This window comes from Brachybacterium sp. AG952 (assembly GCF_004362645.1).
Taxonomy (GTDB): domain Bacteria; phylum Actinomycetota; class Actinomycetes; order Actinomycetales; family Dermabacteraceae; genus Brachybacterium; species Brachybacterium conglomeratum.
On sequence record NZ_SNXV01000006.1, the window covers coordinates 254602 to 270611 of the forward strand.

Consider the following 16010-nt stretch of genomic DNA (forward strand, 5'->3'; position numbering starts at 1 on the left):
CGCTCGCCGGGGTGTTGAGCGTAGGGCGCGGCCCTCCGGCGCCGTGCTCGGCGGCCGGAGGGCCGTGGTCGTGCAGCGTGTCGGTCAGTCCTTGAGGGGGACTGTCGTCGCGGACTCGAATGCGCCTCGGGGCATCGCGATCACCGCGGTGATCTCGGCGGGCAGCTCGGGCCCGGTGAGGATCATCGTCGAGCGCTGGTGGGGAGACGCTCCCTGGTTGAGGTACTTGTTCGAGAGGTCGATGCCCTCGTTGTAGGTGTCGACGTCGTCACTGCCGAGCAGGTCGCGCCACTCGTCGGCGGCTTCGTCGGCGCTGGTGTACACGTATTCGTTGCCCGCCGGGTCATAGACAGCGATCTGGTACATGTTGATGTTCTCGGCGCCCTCGCGGTTGTCGATGTCGGCGCTCATGTAGTTGACGGGGTCGCCGCCGGCCTTCTCGCGGTAGGCCTCCAGGTCCTCGACCGGGTCGATCTGGGTCGAGATGATGAAGTCGCCACCGGCCTCGGACGCACCATAGAAGCGGGTGCCGGGGGCGATGGCTCCGCTGGCCGCGGCATCGAGGTCGAACTCGATCTGCTCTCCGTCGCCGAACTCGATCCCGACGAGGTTCCCGTCGTCGTCGACGACGTCGCCGGCTTCGGTCTCGAACGCGGTGTCGTCACCGCCGTCGTCCATCGGTGCGCCCTCGGGGTTCTCGTCGACGGCGCCGCTCTCTTCCTCCGCGCTCACTTCCACCTCGGCATCGGCGGCGGTGGTCTCGGTAGCGGGGTCGGAGGTGCCGCCGCAGGCGGCGAGCAGCAGGGTGGCGGCCGCAGCGATGGCGGCGGCGCGGGCGGTGCGGGTCATGGTCGTGGTGCTCCCTCGGTGGTGATGGTTGATGGTTGGATCGTAGTCAGGTTCTGGACATTCGAAAGGGGCCGTAGTCCTTCCGTGACCTCCCGCGACGTGGAGTCGGTCACGCGCCCCAACACCCGGTGTCCTGGTCGCCCTCGGTCTCGTGCTCGATGATCTCGGCCCACCACGGCGCCGGCACCGGTTCGCGGAGCTCGAGGCCGAGCTCGAGCTGCTCCGGCTCGTCCCGCTCCCCCATCACGCGACCCAGTGCGCGTCAGCGAGGCGGGCCCGGAGCGCGGCGCGCTCGCCGGGGGTGAGTGCGTGGAGGCGGTCGATGACGGTCTCGGGCATGACGTCGAGCTCCTCGGCGATGACGACCACGTGCTCGGACCAGGCGGCTGCCTCGCCGAGGTCGTCGAGCTGGATGAGTCCGAGGGCGACCTGGCGGTCGATGCCGCGCTCTATGACGGCGAGGCAGTGGCCTCGGTGGCCGCGGGCGTAGTGGATCAGCTCGTGGTCGAGGACGACGCGGCGGTCGACGGCGGTGAGCTCTCGGTCGAGCCAGATCCGGGAGACCCCGTCGGTGTAGCCGAGGATCCCCTCGGGCAGGGCCACATCGATGATCTCCGGTGGACGCATGATCAGAAGCTATGCGGCGGGGCCGACACTTCGGCGCTCAGCGGTCATCACTGTCCATCCAAGATGGCTGGCGCGTGCGGTGTCGGGGGGCATCTTCATCGCGCTGAGCTCGAGCGATGTATCCCACCCACCAGAGCACCCGCACCATCACGACGACATCCAGGGCGATCGCGAAAACGACGAGGGCTTTGGCAACGTGCGGGGCCCCGTGATCGGCGTAGAGTCCCAGGATGGGTAGTGCTGCAGCAAGTGCTAGCGCGCCGATGATCGAGACCCAGTTTCGCCACATGTCTCCAGCGAACACCGTCCGAGCGACGCGGATGATGACGGCTTGGCTCTGAGCAAGAGCTCCACAGGCGAAGACCGCGGTAGCCGCGAAGATGCCAGAGAGCGCCGACACAGGCGTTGCGACCTCGGCTACCGGGGTGGCTTGGCCCACTCCGAGACCGAAGTGGGCCCCGGCAAAGAGTCCGGCCGCGAGCACCCAGTCGATCCATGGGGCGGCCGCATACAGGTCAGAGACCCGTCTCCGCTTCATCGCCTCCATCTGTCCCCCCGAGGGCGAGCCGCTGATACCTGTCTCCGTTGGCAACTAGATCTGTCGCTGCTTGGCCAACCATCTCGGAGAACCGAACTGGCTCGCCTTCCTCGATCTCGAACTCGATCTTAGTGGCCAGGTCGTGTGCTGCCAGGGTAAGCGTCTCGTCCGACACTTCACCGCCGTGCACAGTGCGGGCGAGGACCGAGGCCTCCGAGGTGTCGAACCCTTCCACGCCAGTCTCCGCGAGAACAAGATCCTTGAACCGACGCCGCTGCGCATCGGTTCGCCACTCCTTGGGAAGACGGACCGAGACGCTCACCTCGACTTCGCCTTCGATGCCCTGCGCGAAGTAGTTCGCGACCCCGGTGAAGCCCGCCCACTTCTCCAAGCCTTGGAGTCCGAAGAGGTCCCTGGAATCGCTGCGAGCCTTCAGCCGGAGCCGCTCGACTCCCGCCGAGCGACGGAGCTCCTCGATCTGGGACTCGACTCGCACTGGCTCGATAACCCAGCGCACCCCCTCATCTTGAGGGACAGCGGCTGTCGCGAAGTCGCGGAGCGCCCGAGTCGGTGGCGAACCTGACGCAGGATCTCCCTGAAGCATGCAGACGAGCCCGGGCATCGCAGGGAGGAAGAAGAACGCGGTGGCATTCATGAGCTCGAAGCCACGCGTGGTGTCCAGATCCTTGACGCTCATGCCATCGGCCTCACGAGTCACGAGGCCCGCCTTGTTGAGTGGCCGATAGAGCGCGAGGCAAGGCAGAGCAACATCTGTGAGCACTGCGTAGCTGATCGGGTGGAGTGCTTCAACGATGCGTCCCGCATCTTGCTTGCCACCGCCGAGCCCGTTCAGGAACTTGCGCCAGTCAAACCCGCTATCGCGCTCCGCTCTCCTACCCGACCCTCTCACGGTCTGCAGTGTGTAGAACGACAGCGTCCTCTTCAGAACCCTCGGACCGTTCACGCCCCACCGCCCTCTGCCTCGCGGTCCTGCTGCTGTCGGGCCTCGCGGCCACGGTTCCGACCCCGCTTCGCGGCCAGGCCATACTCGTCCTGCTCCCACGGCCGGTCGTCCCGCGAGCCGACGTTCTCGTATCCCCGCTGTGGGAGATACGCATTCGGGTCTGCGTCGGACCCGCCTTGGTTTGTGTCATCGGCGCCTGCGGCGGGGTGCTGCGCGCCGGCGTGCTTGGTAAGCCCATCTGGCTGAGTTTCACGGCCCATGCGCGTTGCGTCCTGGTCATCATCCGTCCGGTCCTCTCCGGAGGTCTCGGACGCGACCATGGATCGGATGAGCTCCTCGAGTGCGAGGCGCTGCCGGCGGTCGAGGCGGTTCGCCTCGGCCGGCGGCGCCCAGGGTTCGCCGTCGCCTGTGGGGACGCCGGCGGCTGCGCGGAGCTTGTGGATCGGGATGTTGAGCACGTCCGAGAAGGCTTCGAGCACCGGCTCTGTCGGGGTGCCGTGACGGCCACTCATGTACTTCGAGACCGTCGGCTGCGCGAGCTGGTGCTGCTTCTTCTCTGCCTGACGCGCGATCTCTCGAGTACTCCACCCGTTCGCGTTGCTCTGGGTGAGGAGGTCGGAGAGCGCGGTCATGAGAGCACCTTCGGACGGACTGGCCTTCAAGGACTAGAGGAGAGTGTAGCCGTGATGGCTACAAATGACGCCGTTGTGATTCGTGGCGGTGCAGGCCACGGCACACGCCGCCCCCTTGCCAATGTAGCCACGCCCGGCTACATTGATTCCTGAGTCCAGATTCGGTACTCTCCATCTCACCAGGAGTTCGACATGACCTACACGCGCACAGCAGGGAGGCTCTGGATGCGGCTCATCAGCTACCAGGTGCTCGACCAGTACATGGAGTTCCGCGACGAGACGAACCGGTCCCTCGCGAAGAAGGCCGGCATCTCGCCGGCCACCATCTCGCACCTCCGCTCCGGAGCGCGGAACAGCTGCCGCCCGGCGACCGCTCGCAAGATCGCGTTCGCACTGCAGGTACTCCCCGAGTCTCTTTTTATGCCCGAGGTGACTACTGAGTCTGGAGCGCGGAGTCTCGCTCGGAGCGGCCCCGGGACCGCCGTGGGCAACCCGCCCCGCAAGACCGCCGCCTGATCCACCCCGTCACCGACCAGGAGCTCCGTCATGACCATCACCCCGATCCGCGCCCCGTACGCCACGGTCCCGGTCCGCCCGCTCGCGCACCGCTCCCCCACCGAGGCCGAGCTGTTCCCCCACCTCGAGAAGGACGACGTCTGCATCTACTGCGGCCGCTTCCAGACCGACGAGATGGCCGAGCAGCGCACTGTCGACCACATCCAGGCGGACCTCGTCGCGGTGCACCGCGCGTCCGAGTCCCTGATCGGTGACTTCGGCATCCCGCACCCGGGCTACCAGGACGACGTGCACGACCTCCTGTGCGAGCTCGACGATGCCGTCCGCGCTGCGGCCGCTGCGCCGCTCGTGTTCGAGCCGGCGGTGGCCCGATGAGGGACCACCGCACCGACGTCTTCAGCGTCGAGCTCCCTGTCTCCGAGGACACTCCCCGGCTGGTGCGCCGTATCGAGCGCAGCGGCGGCCGGGAGGCCTACTTCGGCGTCGCCCTCGACGTCACCTACGACCTCGACGCCGGCCGCTACCGCGCCGCCTTCACCCCGGCCGAAGCGCGCGAGCTCTACGCCGCGCTCGGCGACGCGCTCGCCGAGTACCCCTCCCAGCCCTGAACGCAGGAGCGCCCCCGCCATGCAGGGCGGGGGCGCAGACACCGAAGTGCTCTCACCGAAAGGCTAACCGATGGACCTCATCGAGATCCCGTTCCACGACACCAAGATCTTCGCGGCCCGCGACGGCGAGACGCCGATGGTCGCTCTTCGTCCCGTCTGCGAGGCGACCGGCCTGGACTACTCGGGCCAGCTGCAGCGACTCCGCCGCAAGGCGTGGGCAGTCGTGGGTATGACGCCCACGACTGGCGCCGATGGCAAGACCTACGAGATGGCGATGCTCGATCGCCGGACGTTCACGATGTGGCTCGCCACGATCGACACCAGCCGGCTCAAGCATCAGGCGACGCGGGAGAAGGTCGAGCTCTTCCAGAGCGAGGCGGCCGACGCGCTCGATGCGTACTTCCACGAGGGCGGCGCGATCAACCCGCGTGCGAGCGAGGAGCAGCTCGAGGATCTCCACGGTCAGATCATCTCCCTCGCGGGCAGTCGGTTAGACATGCTCGCGAAGGCGCGGGGCTTCGTCTCCCCCGACTGGCTCGAGCAGAAGTTCCGCCTCGTGATCGCCCGCGGCCTCGGCGAGGCCCCGGAGATCGACCTCGACGACCGGCAGCTGATCGTCGATGACTTCCTCGCGAGTAAGGGCCTGAACCGGCCCGCGATCAGGAGCCTCCGAAGCGGTTTCGGTCAGCGCGTCGCCACGGAGTACAAGGTCGCGAACGGCCACGCGCCGTCCAAGGCGCCCGGTGAGGTCGGCGGCCGCATCCGAGACGTCAACTTCTACTGCGAGCGGGACCGCCCGATCTTCGAGGCCGTCTGGGAGCAGCACTACGAGGGCCAGTTCGGCCAGCTCATCCTCGAGGGGGTGACGGCATGAGCGACGACTCGCGAGTCACCCCGCTCCATCCGCTGCCTGAGCGGGACCCGGAATGGCCCCACTTCGACCTTGACCTCGCCGGGTTCACGACCCTCGTCGTCGACGGGACGACCTGGATCGCCGCCGCGATCAATCTCGAGCGGAACGAGCAGACCCCCGACGAGCTGAGGCTCCCCGGCCATACCCGCGTCGGACTCACACGGAAGCAGGCCGTGCGGATGGTGAAGGAGCTGGTCGACCTGATCGCCAGCACGGACGATCCCGCCCCCCGCCCGTCCGCCGTCGAGGCGATCCGATGACCGGCCCGCGCCACCGAGCGCTCCCCCGCTCCCGCCCGAGCGGCCGGCGCCGAGGCGCCCGCCGCATCCCCCGAGACATCGTCCGCGCGCTCGCGGAGACCGCCCCGAAGCACAGGAAGGACCCGTCATGACCATCACCGAGACGACCCGCAGGACCCGGGAGCAGGTGCAGGCGGGGATCGATGCCCGCCTCGCGAATCCGACGGGCACGGAGTTCGACAGGATCCTCGCTGCTGGCGGCGCGCGGATGCTCGGCCTCGACGGCACGAGCGTGGAGGACGCGGCGCGGCAGGCGAAGTGCGCGGGCGGCCCCTCGCTCGAGGAGCTCGAGCAGGCGATCCGTGACCGGCGCGCAGCGGCGGCAGCTCGTTCGAGGGCCGCGGCATGACCGGCCAGCTGCTCCCCTTCCCCACCGGCCGCCGGCTCCCCCGCGCCCAGGTGACGCAGGCGGGGTTCCGGGACGAGGACCTGCGGTTCATCGTCGGCTGCTCGTGCGGGTTCTCCCGCGTCGAGCACGTGAAGGCCGAGGCGTCCCGCGTGAAGCGCGCGCACGACGCCGAGCACCGCCGCGCCGAGGCCGCACACCCCGCGGGCAAGGCCCGGCCGGGCGGGGGTGAGGGGGCATGAGCGCGCTCCTGTTCCTCCTGACCCTGGCCGTGCAGGTCGTGCTCGCCGGCGTGATCGTCGGCGCGATCGGCTTCGTGGTCTGGGTGGTCCTGGACTGCACGGTCGGTGAGTCGGCGGCGCTCGCCGCCGAGGTGCGGCGCCTCGAGCGCGAGCGGGGGGTGGCCGGGAGGTGAGGAGTCGTCGCCCTGGAACTCCGCGTCCTGCGCGTCCGGCACCGGTCTGTGAGGACTGCGGTGCGGATGTGTGGTGGGCGTGGGGGCTGCACGGGAAGGTCTGGACCCCGCTGGTCCCCGAGCGGTACGCGCTCGAGGGCGGGGTCGGGCTGTTCCAGGTGTGGCGCGATCAGCACGGCGGGCTGCTGTGCAAGTCGTGGCCGCCCGGGCAGAGGGGCGACATGGAGCAGTCGTGGCGCGGGAACCACCACAACGCGAAGTGCGGGCGGTGGCGGGACGAGGTCACGGCGGGGCTCGTCCGGGAGGTCGCTGCGGCGATCCCGGTGATGGAGGAGAGGGACTTGCTCGCGCTGGGCCATCGGCTGCGCGGGCTCGGAGACGAGATCTCCGGACAGATCAGGCGCCGCGCCATGGAGGCCGGCGACGACCAGGAGGAGCAGGAGTGATGGAGCAGACCCAGGGAGTGATGGAGCAGGTGCAGATGGTGCACGTCGACGTGCTCCACCCGCATGAGCAGAACCCCCGCATCGACGCCGCGCAGGTCGAGGACCTGACCGAGTCGATCCGGGAGCACGGCATCGAGGTCCCGCTCGTCGCCGCGCCGAGGGACGACAGCTGGACCGACTTCGTGGTCCTCGGCGGCCACCGCCGCCTCACCGCCGCGCACGCGGTCGGCCTGACCGAGGTGCCCGTGCAGATCCGCGGCGACCTCACGGACCCGAAGGCTCAGCTCGCGTTCATTGCGACGGAGAACATCCTCCGCGACCAGCTCACCGCCGTGGAGGAGGCCCGCCTGGTCCAGGACATGCTCGACCTGGGCATGACCCAGGCCGAGGTCGCGCGCCAGACCGCGCTCGGCAGGAAGCGCGTCTCCGAGCGGGTGAAGCTCGGCAAGCTCGCCGACGACACCGGGGACAAGCTGCACCGCGGCCAGATCACCGTCGACGACGCCCTGATCATCGCGGAGTACAGCGACGACTCCGACGCTGTCGAGGCGCTCGAGGCGACGGTTGGCACGTACGAGTTCGACTACAAGGTCTCGGAGGCGCGCCGCGCTCGCGAGGACCGGCAGCGCGCGGCCGCGTCCCGGAAGGAGGCGAAGAAGCGCGGCCTCCGCATCGCCGAGAACGTCGTGCAGATCTCCGACCTCGTCCGCGAGGGCACGTTCCTCACCGACAAGATCCGCGCACACGCCGGCGACGACACCACCGGCGACGAGTGGAACGAGCTGCTCATCACCGAGCACGCCTCCTGCCCCGGCCACTCCGCGATCATCCTCACCGAGTCCCGCTGGGTCAGCAGCCACGGCCGCGTCCCCGCAGGCACACTCTGCATCGGCTGTGATCAGTGGGAGACGCAGCACCCGGCCAACGCCGCCACCGAGGACGCCGAGCCCGAGCACGACCCGTGGACCGACCTCGCCGCCGACGACTTCGCCACCGCGAAGGTCCACCGCGAACGCCACCTCGCCGCCACCCTCCCCACCCTCGACACCACCGACGCCGCGACCAAGCACATCGTCGCGAAGCTCGTGAAGCAGGGCTGGACCGGGTACGGCGACGACCAGGCCTCCATCGACCTGCTCCAGGCCCTCACCGGCACCGAGGGCAAGACCAAGGTCTCGAAGGCCCTCAGCTCGTGGCCGCTGTCGCTGCTCGTCTGGCTCGAGTCGGACTGGTGGTCCATCAAGGCCGACCACAAGTACATGGGCGATGGCCGCCAGGGCTCCTCCTACTGGGGCACGAAGGGCACCCTCCGCCAGCTCCTCGAGCGCACCGACTACCCGTGGACCCCCGTCGAGCAGCAGGCCATCCTCCTCGCCACCGGCATCCCCCACGACGCCGACCCCGACGCCCCGGCGGCCGACGGCGCCGAGGCACTCGCCGAGGGCGGTGAGGCGGCATGAGCGAGACGTCGCAGCTGCTCGAGCAGCTCCGAGGGCACTACATCGCGGAGACGACCCAGCCGAGCTCCCGCCGCGGCGGGGTGTTCGCGCACGAGGTGTCGCCGAACGGGGCGTGGGGCGGCCCGGGCGTCCGGCGCGCCGACGCGCTCTACGCGGGCTTCACCTCGGCGTCCGGGAGGATCCTCGTCGGCCACGAGCTGAAGGTCTCGCGAGCGGACTGGAGAGCGGAACTCGCGAACGTGGGGAAGGCCGACGCCTGGGCTGATGCCTGCCACCAGTGGTGGATCGTCGCGCCCTCGACCGATGTCGTTCCGCCTGAAGAGCTCCCCGATGGCTGGGGCCTGATGCTCCCGCCTCGCAGCGCGCGCGGCCGCCGCATGCAGATCGCGGTGAAGGCCCGCGTGAAGGTCGACCACTCCCCGCCATGGTGGGCCGTGCGGTCCTTCATGGCTCGCCTCGAGACCCTCGAGCACGAGCAGCGCCACGACGAGGTCCAGCGCATCGTCCACGCCCAGGTCGAAGAGCGCACCGCGTACCTCAAGAAGCGAGAAGCCCCCGCCCAGATGAGCCTCGAGGACAAGCACCGGCTCGACGACCTCGGACGTCTGGAGAAGGAGCTGGGCTTCGAGCTCTCGTCCTTCCGGTCCGTCCTCGAAAAGCGCGAGGTCAGCGTGCGCGACTTCCAGCGGGCCCTCCGCCTCGCGGCCGCGACCGGCACCGAGGCAGCACGACTCGCCAACCTCCGCTACTCCATCGGGGGCCTCCAGGACGCCGCGAACGCTCTCGCCAAGACGATCCCCGAGATCGAGCGCGCGCTCGCCGGAAGCGGTGAGGCGGCATGAGCACGTCGATCTCGTTCGAGGTGTACGGCCTCGAGTTCTGCCGGATGCTCGGCGCCGTGGGGCTGTTCCAGGCACGACCGCAGGACTTCCCGTCCTACGCGGCGGTGCGCTGCTTATCCCGGCACGACGGGCTGTCCCTGGCGGCGCTGAACGGCGGCGCGGCGGCGGCCGGCCTGGTGCAGACCGAGGACGCGGAGGGGTTCGGGGCGTTCTCGATCCCGGCCGCGCAGGTGAAGGCGATCGGCTCGGTGTTCAAGGTGACGCTGCCGAAGGAGGTCTCCGCGCAGGAGTACCGCCTCGCGATCGAGGTGTCGAATCGGCAGATGACGATCCGGGACGTGTCGGGCCTGATCGATGGGTCGTCGCTGACGGTCGACGTCGCGGAGGACCCGATGACGCTCGAGCGGGGAGACAAGTCGTCGTTCGACCTCGCCCTGCAGGCGTTCGAGGTGGTGCAGCGCGGCCTGGACCCGCGCCCGGCGGTCGCCCTGGACTCGGGGATCTTCTTCTCGCCGGCGCAGTGGGGCCGGGTGGCGCGAGCCGCGACGGCGCTGGGCGTCGAGCTGCATCTGCGGATGCTGGGCCGCACGGCGGTGTTCCCGCTTGCGGAGGACTTCGTCGCCTACGTCCCCTCGAGCGAGCACCGCGAGGACGACGAGCACCGGGCGCCGTGGATCGATGAGCGGTCCCTCGCCGAGTGGCGGGCGCGTCTGCGCGAGGTCATCGATGAGGGGGCGCTCTGATGCTCCGCGTCGACAGGAAGCTGGTGTTCCTCGACATCGAGGCCACGTCCCTGGACGTGCACTCGGCGAGGCCGTGGGAGATCGCAACGATCGAGCGCCGCATCGACGGCACCGAGCAGCGCACCTGGATCATGGTCTCCGACGTCGACCTCACCGACGCGGACCCGCGCGCGCTCGCCGTGGGCCGCTTCGAGGATCGGCGGGTGCGGGATGGCCGTGCGCGCTGGCTGTCGGAGGAGATGGCGGCGCTGTGGCTGTCGCGTCGCCTCACGCCGGGCTGCACGGTCGTGGGCTCGAACGTGGCCGGCTACGACCTGCCGATCCTCGCCGCGATGCTCGGCCGCTGGGGCCACTCCCCTGCCTGGCATCACCATCCGATCGACCTCGTGACGTGGACGCAGGCCCGCGAGGCCGGGTCTCCGTTCGCGACGATCGGCCTGACCGAGGGCTCCTACGAGCTGTCGCGGATCGCTGGGGCACAGCCGCCGGCGGCGGCCGTCGCGCACACCGCGATGGGTGATGCGATGTGGGCGCGGGCCTGGTGGGACGCGCTCACGGAGACGGCGGTGGTCCGATGACGGGCCCGAACATGGTGCGGGCGCCGCGGATCGCGCGGGAGTGCACCCACAAGCGTGCGCGGCACCAGCACGGCACCGCGACGATGTACAAGCTGGATCGGTGCCGGTGCGCGCCCTGCACGGACGCCGCGACCGCGGAGGAGCGCCGCCGGCGGTTGGATGCGTTCATCGGTGCGGAGCCTCGTCGGGTGGACGCGGGCCCGGTCCGTGAGCATGTCCGTGCTCTGCAGGCCGCGGGGATCGGGTACAAGCGTGTGGCGGCGCTCGCGGGCGTGGCTCCGTCGACGGTCGCGAAGATCATCGACTCGGTGCCGCAGCGTCGTGTCGAGCCCGGGACGGCGCGACGGATCCTCGCGGTCCGCGCCTCGGTGGACACCGTCTCGGACGGCGGCGTGATCGACGGGACGGGGACGCTGCGGCGGCTTCATGCGTTGCATGCGCGGGGCTGGTCGCGTCGGGCGCTCGCGGCCCGGCTCGGCGTCGAGCACAACACCCTCTCGCACATCGAGCGGACGGGCACGTCGTCGGGGCGTCTGGCACGTGCGGTCCGGGCCCTGTACGAGGAGCTGTGGGATGTGGCGCCGCCGTCGGCGACCGCGCCGCAGCGCGCCGCGGTCACGCGCACGCTCCGCTGGGCGGAGCGCCACGGCTGGGTTCCGCCAGCGATGTGGAACGACGAGGAGATCGACGATCCCGCCGCGTCTCCGGCTGTCGAGTCGCCGAAGGGTGACGACGTCGTGGAGCGGCTGGACGAGCTGCTGTTCCTGGCGTCGGCGGGTGAGGACCTCGACCGGGCGGCGCGCCGTCTGGGCTGGGGGTCGTGGGAGTCGGCGCGGTCCCGTGCGGTGATCCGCGGCCACCGCGCGGGCAAGCTCCGTTCCCCCGAGGCGTCGGAGGTGGCGGCATGAGCGCGCCCCAGCAGGGTCGGTCCGGGGAGGTCACGGCGCGTGGCCGGTTCGTGGCGACGTTCCCGTACTACGGCGGCTTGACGCGGGAGCGCCTGGCCCGGCATGTGCGGTGGCCGTTCCTCGAGCTCGCCGAGGCGGAGGGCGTGGAGCTGCTGCCCGGCGACCCCACGGTCCGGATCGACCGCACCGGCGCCGGCGACTTCGTCGTCGTCTCGCAGGCCGCGGTGTCCCGCCGCCCCGTCGCCGAGGTGCGACCCCGCGCCGCGGAGATGGCCTATGAGCACGAGCAGGCCCATCCCCTGCTCGCGAAGTGGATCAGCAAGCACCTGCAGGAGGTGGCGTCGTGATGGACGGAACCCTGGCCCGGCCCGAGCCGTGGATGGCCGATGCGCTGTGCGCCCAGGTGGACGGGGATCTCTGGTTCCCGGAGAAGGGCGGCTCGACGCGGGAGGCGAAGGCGATCTGCCGCCGTTGCCCGGTCCGTGCGCAGTGCCTTGCCCTCGCGCTCGAGCGGAGCGAGTACGGGATCTGGGGCGGCACGTCCGATAGCGAGCGGCGCCGCATGAAGCCCAGCGCGGAGGCCGCGTGATGCGCGTCCTCCACCAGATCCCCACCCGGCAGACCCGCCGCCACGAGCGGACCCTCGACTGCCCCTGCCACCCCTCCCAGACCGTCACCAAGCGCCCCGGCGAGCAGCCCGCCGTGACCATCACCCACCACCCGATCCCGAAGGGCTCCCGATGACCGACAAGACCCTCGGCGCGTACAAGCGCACGACTCCCGATCCCGACGAGACCACGGGCGAGGCTCTGGCCCGGCTGCAGGCCGAGATGACGCGGCTGCTGGACGAGGCTGACGCCGAGCTGCGAGACGAGGCGGAGGGTGGTGTCGCGGCGGCCCTGATCGAGAAGGACGCCGAGAAGCCGACCGCCGCCGACTTCGCCACAGCCGAGTTCGCGCGACACGCAGAGTCCGGTGGTGTCGGGATGCGAAAGGACGCTGGTGACCCGAACACCTGGTGCGTCGCCTACGAGAATCCGGGGTGGCGCGTCGGGATTCGATCCGACATCGAGATGGCCCGTGACGGCTGGGCCCCGGTGCGGGAGTGCCCGGACCCCGAACAGCACGACGACGCCCGGGACGATCTGCTGCGGCTTGGACGTCTCGTCCGGGAGGCGCAGCAGGACAGGGCGGGGAGCGTCCAGATCGGCGGCGTGAAGATCGCTCCGTGCGACACCTTCGGCAGGACCAATGCCGAAAACGCTGTACGGACCCGCGCGGAGAAGGCCCAGCAGGAGCGGGACCACTGGGAGCGCGAGGCGGACAACGCGAACAAGGACTTGGCGCACCTCCGCGCCGCCGGGCCCCGTCCCCTCACCCCGGACGCGATCACCGACGCGGCCATGCGCCGCGCAGTCCAGGCATGGGAAGAGACCGGCGAGCTGCGGCCCGCGATCTTCGCCGCGCTCACCACCCCGGCACGCCCCGAAGGAGCCGAGGAGATCGAGTTCCTGATCGCAGACCGCCTCGGCGGAGACGTGCCCGGGGACGTGATCCGCGTACTGGCTGACGAGATCGCCGAGCGGGCAGGTGCGACGCGCCTGTACCCCAAGGACGGTGCGGCATGAAACGCAAGGCCATCGTCTGGAAGACCACGGGCGGGTGGGCCACCCATGCCTGGGACACCGACACGACCTCCCTCGCGGAGGACATCGTCGCTGAACACCCCACCCACGCCGCCGCTCTCGCGCACGCCCTGGCCGAGGTCGGCCTGGACCGGCCCGCCGAGCACCGGGAGGCACCGTGAGCGCGCGCCGAGGATCCGATCCGACCGTTGATCGTGTCGCCGCCGCGCTCGCCGCGTACCAGCGCCCGACGAGGGAGTGGGACGAGATCAGGCCGAGCCTGCAGAGCTACTACCGGGGGCTGGCGCGTGCCGCGCTCGCCTCACTGGCCGAACTGGGCCACACCGAGCAGGACCGCGAGAAGGAGAAGAGCCGATGAGCAACGTGCGCGACGAGATCAAGGTGGGTGACCGAATCCGCTTCGCCCCGCAGCGCGGGAACCGATGGTGGAGGGTAGACGCCCGTGACGAGCGGTTCATCATCGCTTCGCAGCGCCTGACCGGCTACCACCCCGAGGGTACTCAGCAGTACACGGTCGTGGACCTCACCGGCTGGACCTTCACCTACAACGGCGTCGGCCCCGGCAAGGTCCGCTCATCCATCAACCTGCTCGGCGGCGGCTACGACATGGACGAGCCGGGCTGGGCCGACCGGATGCTCGCCGAGCTGCAGTCCGGAGAGCTCGAGCTCTCGCACCGCCGTGTGATGAGCGTGTGGGAGATCGAGGTCGAGACCCGATGACCACCGACCCGACGTCCAAGACGAGGGAGAAGGATCTACCGGACAAGCAGGGAGACCTGCTGAGCCTGTCCATGAGCGGCGGCAAGCTCTATGTCGCAGTCGAGGAGATCCGTGGGCCCCGCGTCGCTGTGGGGCCGTACAGCCCGGCCGAGATTCGGCGGGCTCTCGACGATCTCGAGCTCGAAGCAGACATCGACGCAGGATCCCGAGCGCTGTACGAAGCGATGCCGGAGCACCTGCGGACCAGCCCAGCCGGGGTTGTCATGCCGTGGGTGCTGCTGAGCGGGGAGAACCGCGCGGCGATGCGGCACCTCGCAGGTGTGGTGATCGGCGCGGTGCGACGAGGCGAGGAGGAGCGGTGACCGCCCCGGTGGGCATGTCCCACGCCGAGGTGCAGCAGCTCCGGCAGGCCGCGGTCTTCGAGGGCACCATCACCCGCGACCAGGCTCAGCGCCTCGCACAGTCCTGGCTCGAGCAGCACCACGCCCTCGCCAGGGTCCGCGAGGTCCATGCCCCGATCGATGCCGTCGACGAGCACCGCGGCGCTCGTCGGAAGGTGTGCGCGGGCTGCGGCACGGACGCGGGTGCTTGGCAGGTCTGGCCCTGCTCGACGATCCGCGCGGTCGAGGGCGGTGGAATCCGATGAGTCGTCACCGCCCCGGCACCAGGGTCCGGCTGCGCCGCGGCCGCGTCGCCCACGTCGTCGCCTCGATCGGCACGCCGGACGACGGCGCCCGCTTCACCCTCTGCGGCGTCCCCGTCCTCCTCGACGACCGGGCCGCGCTCGTCGAGGACCCGGACTGCGTCGCCTGCTACTCCCGCCCTGCCCGAAGGAGGCCCCGTGGCCCGCACACCTCATGAGGACCCGCACCCGTACGCCGGCGAGGTCGTCCCGCTGCTGTCGAAGGACTCCGAGGTCGGTGACGAGAAGCCGGCCGCGATGTTCCGCATCACCGACTGGGCCGACCGCGTCTACGGGAAGCCGTGGCGTCTCCACCGCTCCCCCGGCGTGCTGCTCTACAGCCTCCGCGCAGAGGGCCTCGGCCTCCCGATCACGGACGACAACGTCCTCCACGGCACCCTCCTGGGCCTGCCGATGCTCATCCACACCCGCGAGATCGATTGGAGCCGACTCTGATGGACCCCGAGCTCAAGAAGCACGTCAAGGACCGCCCGTTCGCGCTTTCCGCCGCCCGAATCGCCGAGGACGTCAGCAAGATGCCGATCCGGTCCGAGCAGGCCCAGGTGGCCACGACCGCGATGATCGCGTGGGCGATCCTCGACCACGCCGACGCCGTCCGCGAGCTCACCGCCACGCTCGAGCGCCAGGACGGTGACGCATGAGCACCACGATCATCTACGTCCCGAAGCCGCTTAAGTCCGTCGAGCAGGCCGAGACGCTGCCGGTGGGGACGATCGCCTACCGAACGCGGGACGACGAGGCAGGACGCCTCGTCGCGACCCTCTGCTACGACGACGAGGAGTTCGCCTACTTCTGGAAGATCGCCGGGGAGCAGTTCGGCTACGACACCGCGCACATGCTCTCGTGGGGCGGCTGGACGGTCCTCACCTTCTCCAAGGTCGAGGTCGAGCACCTCCGCGAGACCGAGGGCCGCCGCCGCGCGAAGACCCTCTACGTCACCCCGTGGGAGGACGCCCGGTGATCACCGAACAGACTCGCCGGCGGCGCCGCGGCCGCGCGATCCGAAAGCACCGCCGCGCCCGCGCGGCCATGGCCCCCTCGAACCGCCTCGCGCTCGACTGGCTCGAGGCGATCTGGGACCGGATCCGCGCCGCCGTGCGCGACGCCCTCGGCTTCGTCCAGGTCCTCGCGGCCCGGGCGACCCCGCTCCCGCTCACCCCGCGCGACGGCGCCGGCGCTCTCCGGCAGCTGCTCGAGCACGGGCGGGCGCCGAGGCGAGGGAGGAGGTGGTGAGCGATGCGAGAGATCTGTGGGTCC

General features: G+C 70.4%; 34 protein-coding genes. 28 read left to right on the plus strand and 6 right to left on the minus strand.

From position 1 onward, the window contains the following. Positions 1–84: 84 nt before the first annotated feature. From DEU31_RS14910 to DEU31_RS14930, 6 genes are all read right to left on the minus strand, one after another. On the minus strand, positions 85–849 hold the full coding sequence (locus DEU31_RS14910; RefSeq protein ID WP_166649530.1) for a hypothetical protein: 765 nt from the start codon (positions 847–849) through the stop codon (positions 85–87). Positions 850–958: 109 nt separating this feature from the next. Next, positions 959–1093 carry a hypothetical protein gene (locus tag DEU31_RS17335; RefSeq protein WP_279535634.1) on the minus strand — a complete coding sequence of 45 codons (135 nt, stop codon included), beginning with the start codon at positions 1091–1093 and terminating at the stop codon, positions 959–961. After that, positions 1093–1476, minus strand: a complete 384-nt coding sequence (locus DEU31_RS14915) for an ImmA/IrrE family metallo-endopeptidase (protein WP_133677689.1) — start codon at positions 1474–1476, stop codon at positions 1093–1095. The genes DEU31_RS17335 and DEU31_RS14915 overlap by 1 nt, the downstream gene beginning before the upstream one ends. A 37-nt stretch (positions 1477–1513) precedes the next feature. After that, on the minus strand, positions 1514–2023 hold the full coding sequence (locus DEU31_RS14920; RefSeq protein WP_133677690.1) for a hypothetical protein: 510 nt from the start codon (positions 2021–2023) through the stop codon (positions 1514–1516). Then, entirely contained in the window at positions 1992–2978 is a 987-nt protein-coding gene (locus tag DEU31_RS14925) for a hypothetical protein (RefSeq protein WP_133677691.1), read from the minus strand. The genes DEU31_RS14920 and DEU31_RS14925 overlap by 32 nt, the downstream gene beginning before the upstream one ends. Next, entirely contained in the window at positions 2975–3610 is a 636-nt protein-coding gene (locus tag DEU31_RS14930; RefSeq protein WP_133677692.1) for a helix-turn-helix transcriptional regulator, read from the minus strand. The genes DEU31_RS14925 and DEU31_RS14930 overlap by 4 nt, the downstream gene beginning before the upstream one ends. A gap of 192 nt (positions 3611–3802) precedes the next feature. Here DEU31_RS14930 and DEU31_RS14935 point away from each other — a divergent pair, with 192 nt between their 5' ends. From DEU31_RS14935 to DEU31_RS15060, 28 genes are all read left to right on the plus strand, one after another. Beyond that, positions 3803–4126, plus strand: a complete 324-nt coding sequence (locus tag DEU31_RS14935; RefSeq protein ID WP_133677693.1) for a helix-turn-helix transcriptional regulator — start codon at positions 3803–3805, stop codon at positions 4124–4126. Positions 4127–4156: 30 nt separating this feature from the next. Further along, positions 4157–4501 (plus strand): hypothetical protein, encoded by a 345-nt coding sequence (locus DEU31_RS14940; RefSeq protein ID WP_133677694.1) that lies wholly within the window; start codon positions 4157–4159, stop codon positions 4499–4501. Then, entirely contained in the window at positions 4498–4734 is a 237-nt protein-coding gene (locus DEU31_RS14945; protein ID WP_133677695.1) for a hypothetical protein, read from the plus strand. Before DEU31_RS14940 ends, DEU31_RS14945 begins: the two co-directional genes overlap by 4 nt. A 70-nt stretch (positions 4735–4804) precedes the next feature. After that, positions 4805–5608, plus strand: coding sequence for a phage antirepressor N-terminal domain-containing protein (locus DEU31_RS14950; RefSeq protein ID WP_133677696.1), 804 nt, complete (start codon positions 4805–4807; stop codon positions 5606–5608). Continuing rightward, positions 5605–5907, plus strand: a complete 303-nt coding sequence (locus tag DEU31_RS14955) for a hypothetical protein (RefSeq protein ID WP_133677697.1) — start codon at positions 5605–5607, stop codon at positions 5905–5907. Before DEU31_RS14950 ends, DEU31_RS14955 begins: the two co-directional genes overlap by 4 nt. A gap of 127 nt (positions 5908–6034) precedes the next feature. Continuing rightward, entirely contained in the window at positions 6035–6295 is a 261-nt protein-coding gene (locus DEU31_RS14960; protein ID WP_133677698.1) for a hypothetical protein, read from the plus strand. After that, entirely contained in the window at positions 6292–6534 is a 243-nt protein-coding gene (locus tag DEU31_RS14965) for a hypothetical protein (protein WP_010549643.1), read from the plus strand. The genes DEU31_RS14960 and DEU31_RS14965 overlap by 4 nt, the downstream gene beginning before the upstream one ends. Further along, a complete protein-coding gene (locus tag DEU31_RS16880) occupies positions 6531–6707 on the plus strand; it encodes a hypothetical protein (protein ID WP_166649531.1) in 177 nt (58 codons plus the stop codon). The genes DEU31_RS14965 and DEU31_RS16880 overlap by 4 nt, the downstream gene beginning before the upstream one ends. 68 nt (positions 6708–6775) lie before the next feature. Beyond that, positions 6776–7153 (plus strand): hypothetical protein, encoded by a 378-nt coding sequence (locus tag DEU31_RS14970; protein ID WP_133677699.1) that lies wholly within the window; start codon positions 6776–6778, stop codon positions 7151–7153. After that, positions 7153–8613, plus strand: coding sequence for a ParB/RepB/Spo0J family partition protein (locus DEU31_RS14975; protein ID WP_133677700.1), 1461 nt, complete (start codon positions 7153–7155; stop codon positions 8611–8613). Before DEU31_RS14970 ends, DEU31_RS14975 begins: the two co-directional genes overlap by 1 nt. Next, positions 8610–9455: a hypothetical protein gene (locus tag DEU31_RS14980; protein ID WP_133677701.1), complete on the plus strand. Its 846-nt coding sequence runs from the start codon at positions 8610–8612 to the stop codon at positions 9453–9455. Before DEU31_RS14975 ends, DEU31_RS14980 begins: the two co-directional genes overlap by 4 nt. Further along, complete coding sequence (locus tag DEU31_RS14985; protein ID WP_133677702.1) at positions 9452–10198, plus strand: hypothetical protein; 747 nt, start codon at positions 9452–9454, stop codon at positions 10196–10198. The genes DEU31_RS14980 and DEU31_RS14985 overlap by 4 nt, the downstream gene beginning before the upstream one ends. Next, complete coding sequence (locus tag DEU31_RS14990; RefSeq protein WP_133677703.1) at positions 10198–10776, plus strand: hypothetical protein; 579 nt, start codon at positions 10198–10200, stop codon at positions 10774–10776. The genes DEU31_RS14985 and DEU31_RS14990 overlap by 1 nt, the downstream gene beginning before the upstream one ends. Continuing rightward, positions 10773–11684: a helix-turn-helix transcriptional regulator gene (locus DEU31_RS14995; protein WP_133677704.1), complete on the plus strand. Its 912-nt coding sequence runs from the start codon at positions 10773–10775 to the stop codon at positions 11682–11684. The genes DEU31_RS14990 and DEU31_RS14995 overlap by 4 nt, the downstream gene beginning before the upstream one ends. Continuing rightward, positions 11681–12031, plus strand: a complete 351-nt coding sequence (locus tag DEU31_RS15000; protein ID WP_133677705.1) for a hypothetical protein — start codon at positions 11681–11683, stop codon at positions 12029–12031. Before DEU31_RS14995 ends, DEU31_RS15000 begins: the two co-directional genes overlap by 4 nt. Beyond that, positions 12031–12273, plus strand: coding sequence for a WhiB family transcriptional regulator (locus DEU31_RS15005; protein ID WP_133677706.1), 243 nt, complete (start codon positions 12031–12033; stop codon positions 12271–12273). The genes DEU31_RS15000 and DEU31_RS15005 overlap by 1 nt, the downstream gene beginning before the upstream one ends. Further along, positions 12273–12428 carry a hypothetical protein gene (locus DEU31_RS16885; RefSeq protein WP_166649532.1) on the plus strand — a complete coding sequence of 52 codons (156 nt, stop codon included), beginning with the start codon at positions 12273–12275 and terminating at the stop codon, positions 12426–12428. Before DEU31_RS15005 ends, DEU31_RS16885 begins: the two co-directional genes overlap by 1 nt. Beyond that, positions 12425–13312 carry a hypothetical protein gene (locus DEU31_RS15010; protein WP_133677707.1) on the plus strand — a complete coding sequence of 296 codons (888 nt, stop codon included), beginning with the start codon at positions 12425–12427 and terminating at the stop codon, positions 13310–13312. The genes DEU31_RS16885 and DEU31_RS15010 overlap by 4 nt, the downstream gene beginning before the upstream one ends. Continuing rightward, a complete protein-coding gene (locus DEU31_RS15015; protein WP_133677708.1) occupies positions 13309–13491 on the plus strand; it encodes a hypothetical protein in 183 nt (60 codons plus the stop codon). Before DEU31_RS15010 ends, DEU31_RS15015 begins: the two co-directional genes overlap by 4 nt. Beyond that, on the plus strand, positions 13488–13688 hold the full coding sequence (locus DEU31_RS15020; RefSeq protein ID WP_133677709.1) for a hypothetical protein: 201 nt from the start codon (positions 13488–13490) through the stop codon (positions 13686–13688). The genes DEU31_RS15015 and DEU31_RS15020 overlap by 4 nt, the downstream gene beginning before the upstream one ends. Continuing rightward, entirely contained in the window at positions 13685–14050 is a 366-nt protein-coding gene (locus DEU31_RS15025) for a hypothetical protein (protein ID WP_133677710.1), read from the plus strand. The genes DEU31_RS15020 and DEU31_RS15025 overlap by 4 nt, the downstream gene beginning before the upstream one ends. Further along, positions 14047–14412 (plus strand): hypothetical protein, encoded by a 366-nt coding sequence (locus DEU31_RS15030; RefSeq protein ID WP_133677711.1) that lies wholly within the window; start codon positions 14047–14049, stop codon positions 14410–14412. Before DEU31_RS15025 ends, DEU31_RS15030 begins: the two co-directional genes overlap by 4 nt. Then, positions 14409–14696 (plus strand): hypothetical protein, encoded by a 288-nt coding sequence (locus tag DEU31_RS15035; protein ID WP_133677712.1) that lies wholly within the window; start codon positions 14409–14411, stop codon positions 14694–14696. The genes DEU31_RS15030 and DEU31_RS15035 overlap by 4 nt, the downstream gene beginning before the upstream one ends. Next, complete coding sequence (locus DEU31_RS15040; RefSeq protein ID WP_133677713.1) at positions 14693–14911, plus strand: hypothetical protein; 219 nt, start codon at positions 14693–14695, stop codon at positions 14909–14911. Before DEU31_RS15035 ends, DEU31_RS15040 begins: the two co-directional genes overlap by 4 nt. Then, positions 14892–15188 (plus strand): hypothetical protein, encoded by a 297-nt coding sequence (locus DEU31_RS15045; RefSeq protein ID WP_133677714.1) that lies wholly within the window; start codon positions 14892–14894, stop codon positions 15186–15188. The genes DEU31_RS15040 and DEU31_RS15045 overlap by 20 nt, the downstream gene beginning before the upstream one ends. After that, positions 15188–15394 carry a hypothetical protein gene (locus DEU31_RS15050; RefSeq protein ID WP_133677715.1) on the plus strand — a complete coding sequence of 69 codons (207 nt, stop codon included), beginning with the start codon at positions 15188–15190 and terminating at the stop codon, positions 15392–15394. The genes DEU31_RS15045 and DEU31_RS15050 overlap by 1 nt, the downstream gene beginning before the upstream one ends. Continuing rightward, positions 15391–15714, plus strand: a complete 324-nt coding sequence (locus tag DEU31_RS15055) for a hypothetical protein (RefSeq protein WP_133677716.1) — start codon at positions 15391–15393, stop codon at positions 15712–15714. The genes DEU31_RS15050 and DEU31_RS15055 overlap by 4 nt, the downstream gene beginning before the upstream one ends. Continuing rightward, a complete protein-coding gene (locus tag DEU31_RS15060; RefSeq protein WP_133677717.1) occupies positions 15711–15986 on the plus strand; it encodes a hypothetical protein in 276 nt (91 codons plus the stop codon). Before DEU31_RS15055 ends, DEU31_RS15060 begins: the two co-directional genes overlap by 4 nt. The last annotated feature ends 24 nt before the right edge of the window (positions 15987–16010 follow it).

Bases quoted from the DNA above. Each gene is read 5' to 3' on its own strand.
- DEU31_RS14910 (WP_166649530.1), bottom strand. From the start codon at position 849: ATGACCCGCACCGCCCGCGCCGCCGCCATCGCTGCGGCCGCCACCCTG.
- DEU31_RS17335 (WP_279535634.1), bottom strand. From the start codon at position 1,093: ATGGGGGAGCGGGACGAGCCGGAGCAGCTCGAGCTCGGCCTCGAGCTC.
- DEU31_RS14915 (WP_133677689.1), bottom strand. From the start codon at position 1,476: ATGCGTCCACCGGAGATCATCGATGTGGCCCTGCCCGAGGGGATCCTC.
- DEU31_RS14920 (WP_133677690.1), bottom strand. From the start codon at position 2,023: ATGGAGGCGATGAAGCGGAGACGGGTCTCTGACCTGTATGCGGCCGCC.
- DEU31_RS14930 (WP_133677692.1), bottom strand. From the start codon at position 3,610: ATGACCGCGCTCTCCGACCTCCTCACCCAGAGCAACGCGAACGGGTGG.
- DEU31_RS14935 (WP_133677693.1), top strand. From the start codon at position 3,803: ATGACCTACACGCGCACAGCAGGGAGGCTCTGGATGCGGCTCATCAGC.
- DEU31_RS14940 (WP_133677694.1), top strand. From the start codon at position 4,157: ATGACCATCACCCCGATCCGCGCCCCGTACGCCACGGTCCCGGTCCGC.
- DEU31_RS14945 (WP_133677695.1), top strand. From the start codon at position 4,498: ATGAGGGACCACCGCACCGACGTCTTCAGCGTCGAGCTCCCTGTCTCC.
- DEU31_RS14950 (WP_133677696.1), top strand. From the start codon at position 4,805: ATGGACCTCATCGAGATCCCGTTCCACGACACCAAGATCTTCGCGGCC.
- DEU31_RS14955 (WP_133677697.1), top strand. From the start codon at position 5,605: ATGAGCGACGACTCGCGAGTCACCCCGCTCCATCCGCTGCCTGAGCGG.
- DEU31_RS14960 (WP_133677698.1), top strand. From the start codon at position 6,035: ATGACCATCACCGAGACGACCCGCAGGACCCGGGAGCAGGTGCAGGCG.
- DEU31_RS14965 (WP_010549643.1), top strand. From the start codon at position 6,292: ATGACCGGCCAGCTGCTCCCCTTCCCCACCGGCCGCCGGCTCCCCCGC.
- DEU31_RS16880 (WP_166649531.1), top strand. From the start codon at position 6,531: ATGAGCGCGCTCCTGTTCCTCCTGACCCTGGCCGTGCAGGTCGTGCTC.
- DEU31_RS14975 (WP_133677700.1), top strand. From the start codon at position 7,153: ATGGAGCAGACCCAGGGAGTGATGGAGCAGGTGCAGATGGTGCACGTC.
- DEU31_RS14980 (WP_133677701.1), top strand. From the start codon at position 8,610: ATGAGCGAGACGTCGCAGCTGCTCGAGCAGCTCCGAGGGCACTACATC.
- DEU31_RS14985 (WP_133677702.1), top strand. From the start codon at position 9,452: ATGAGCACGTCGATCTCGTTCGAGGTGTACGGCCTCGAGTTCTGCCGG.
- DEU31_RS14990 (WP_133677703.1), top strand. From the start codon at position 10,198: ATGCTCCGCGTCGACAGGAAGCTGGTGTTCCTCGACATCGAGGCCACG.
- DEU31_RS14995 (WP_133677704.1), top strand. From the start codon at position 10,773: ATGACGGGCCCGAACATGGTGCGGGCGCCGCGGATCGCGCGGGAGTGC.
- DEU31_RS15000 (WP_133677705.1), top strand. From the start codon at position 11,681: ATGAGCGCGCCCCAGCAGGGTCGGTCCGGGGAGGTCACGGCGCGTGGC.
- DEU31_RS15005 (WP_133677706.1), top strand. From the start codon at position 12,031: ATGGACGGAACCCTGGCCCGGCCCGAGCCGTGGATGGCCGATGCGCTG.
- DEU31_RS16885 (WP_166649532.1), top strand. From the start codon at position 12,273: ATGCGCGTCCTCCACCAGATCCCCACCCGGCAGACCCGCCGCCACGAG.
- DEU31_RS15010 (WP_133677707.1), top strand. From the start codon at position 12,425: ATGACCGACAAGACCCTCGGCGCGTACAAGCGCACGACTCCCGATCCC.
- DEU31_RS15015 (WP_133677708.1), top strand. From the start codon at position 13,309: ATGAAACGCAAGGCCATCGTCTGGAAGACCACGGGCGGGTGGGCCACC.
- DEU31_RS15025 (WP_133677710.1), top strand. From the start codon at position 13,685: ATGAGCAACGTGCGCGACGAGATCAAGGTGGGTGACCGAATCCGCTTC.
- DEU31_RS15030 (WP_133677711.1), top strand. From the start codon at position 14,047: ATGACCACCGACCCGACGTCCAAGACGAGGGAGAAGGATCTACCGGAC.
- DEU31_RS15040 (WP_133677713.1), top strand. From the start codon at position 14,693: ATGAGTCGTCACCGCCCCGGCACCAGGGTCCGGCTGCGCCGCGGCCGC.
- DEU31_RS15050 (WP_133677715.1), top strand. From the start codon at position 15,188: ATGGACCCCGAGCTCAAGAAGCACGTCAAGGACCGCCCGTTCGCGCTT.
- DEU31_RS15055 (WP_133677716.1), top strand. From the start codon at position 15,391: ATGAGCACCACGATCATCTACGTCCCGAAGCCGCTTAAGTCCGTCGAG.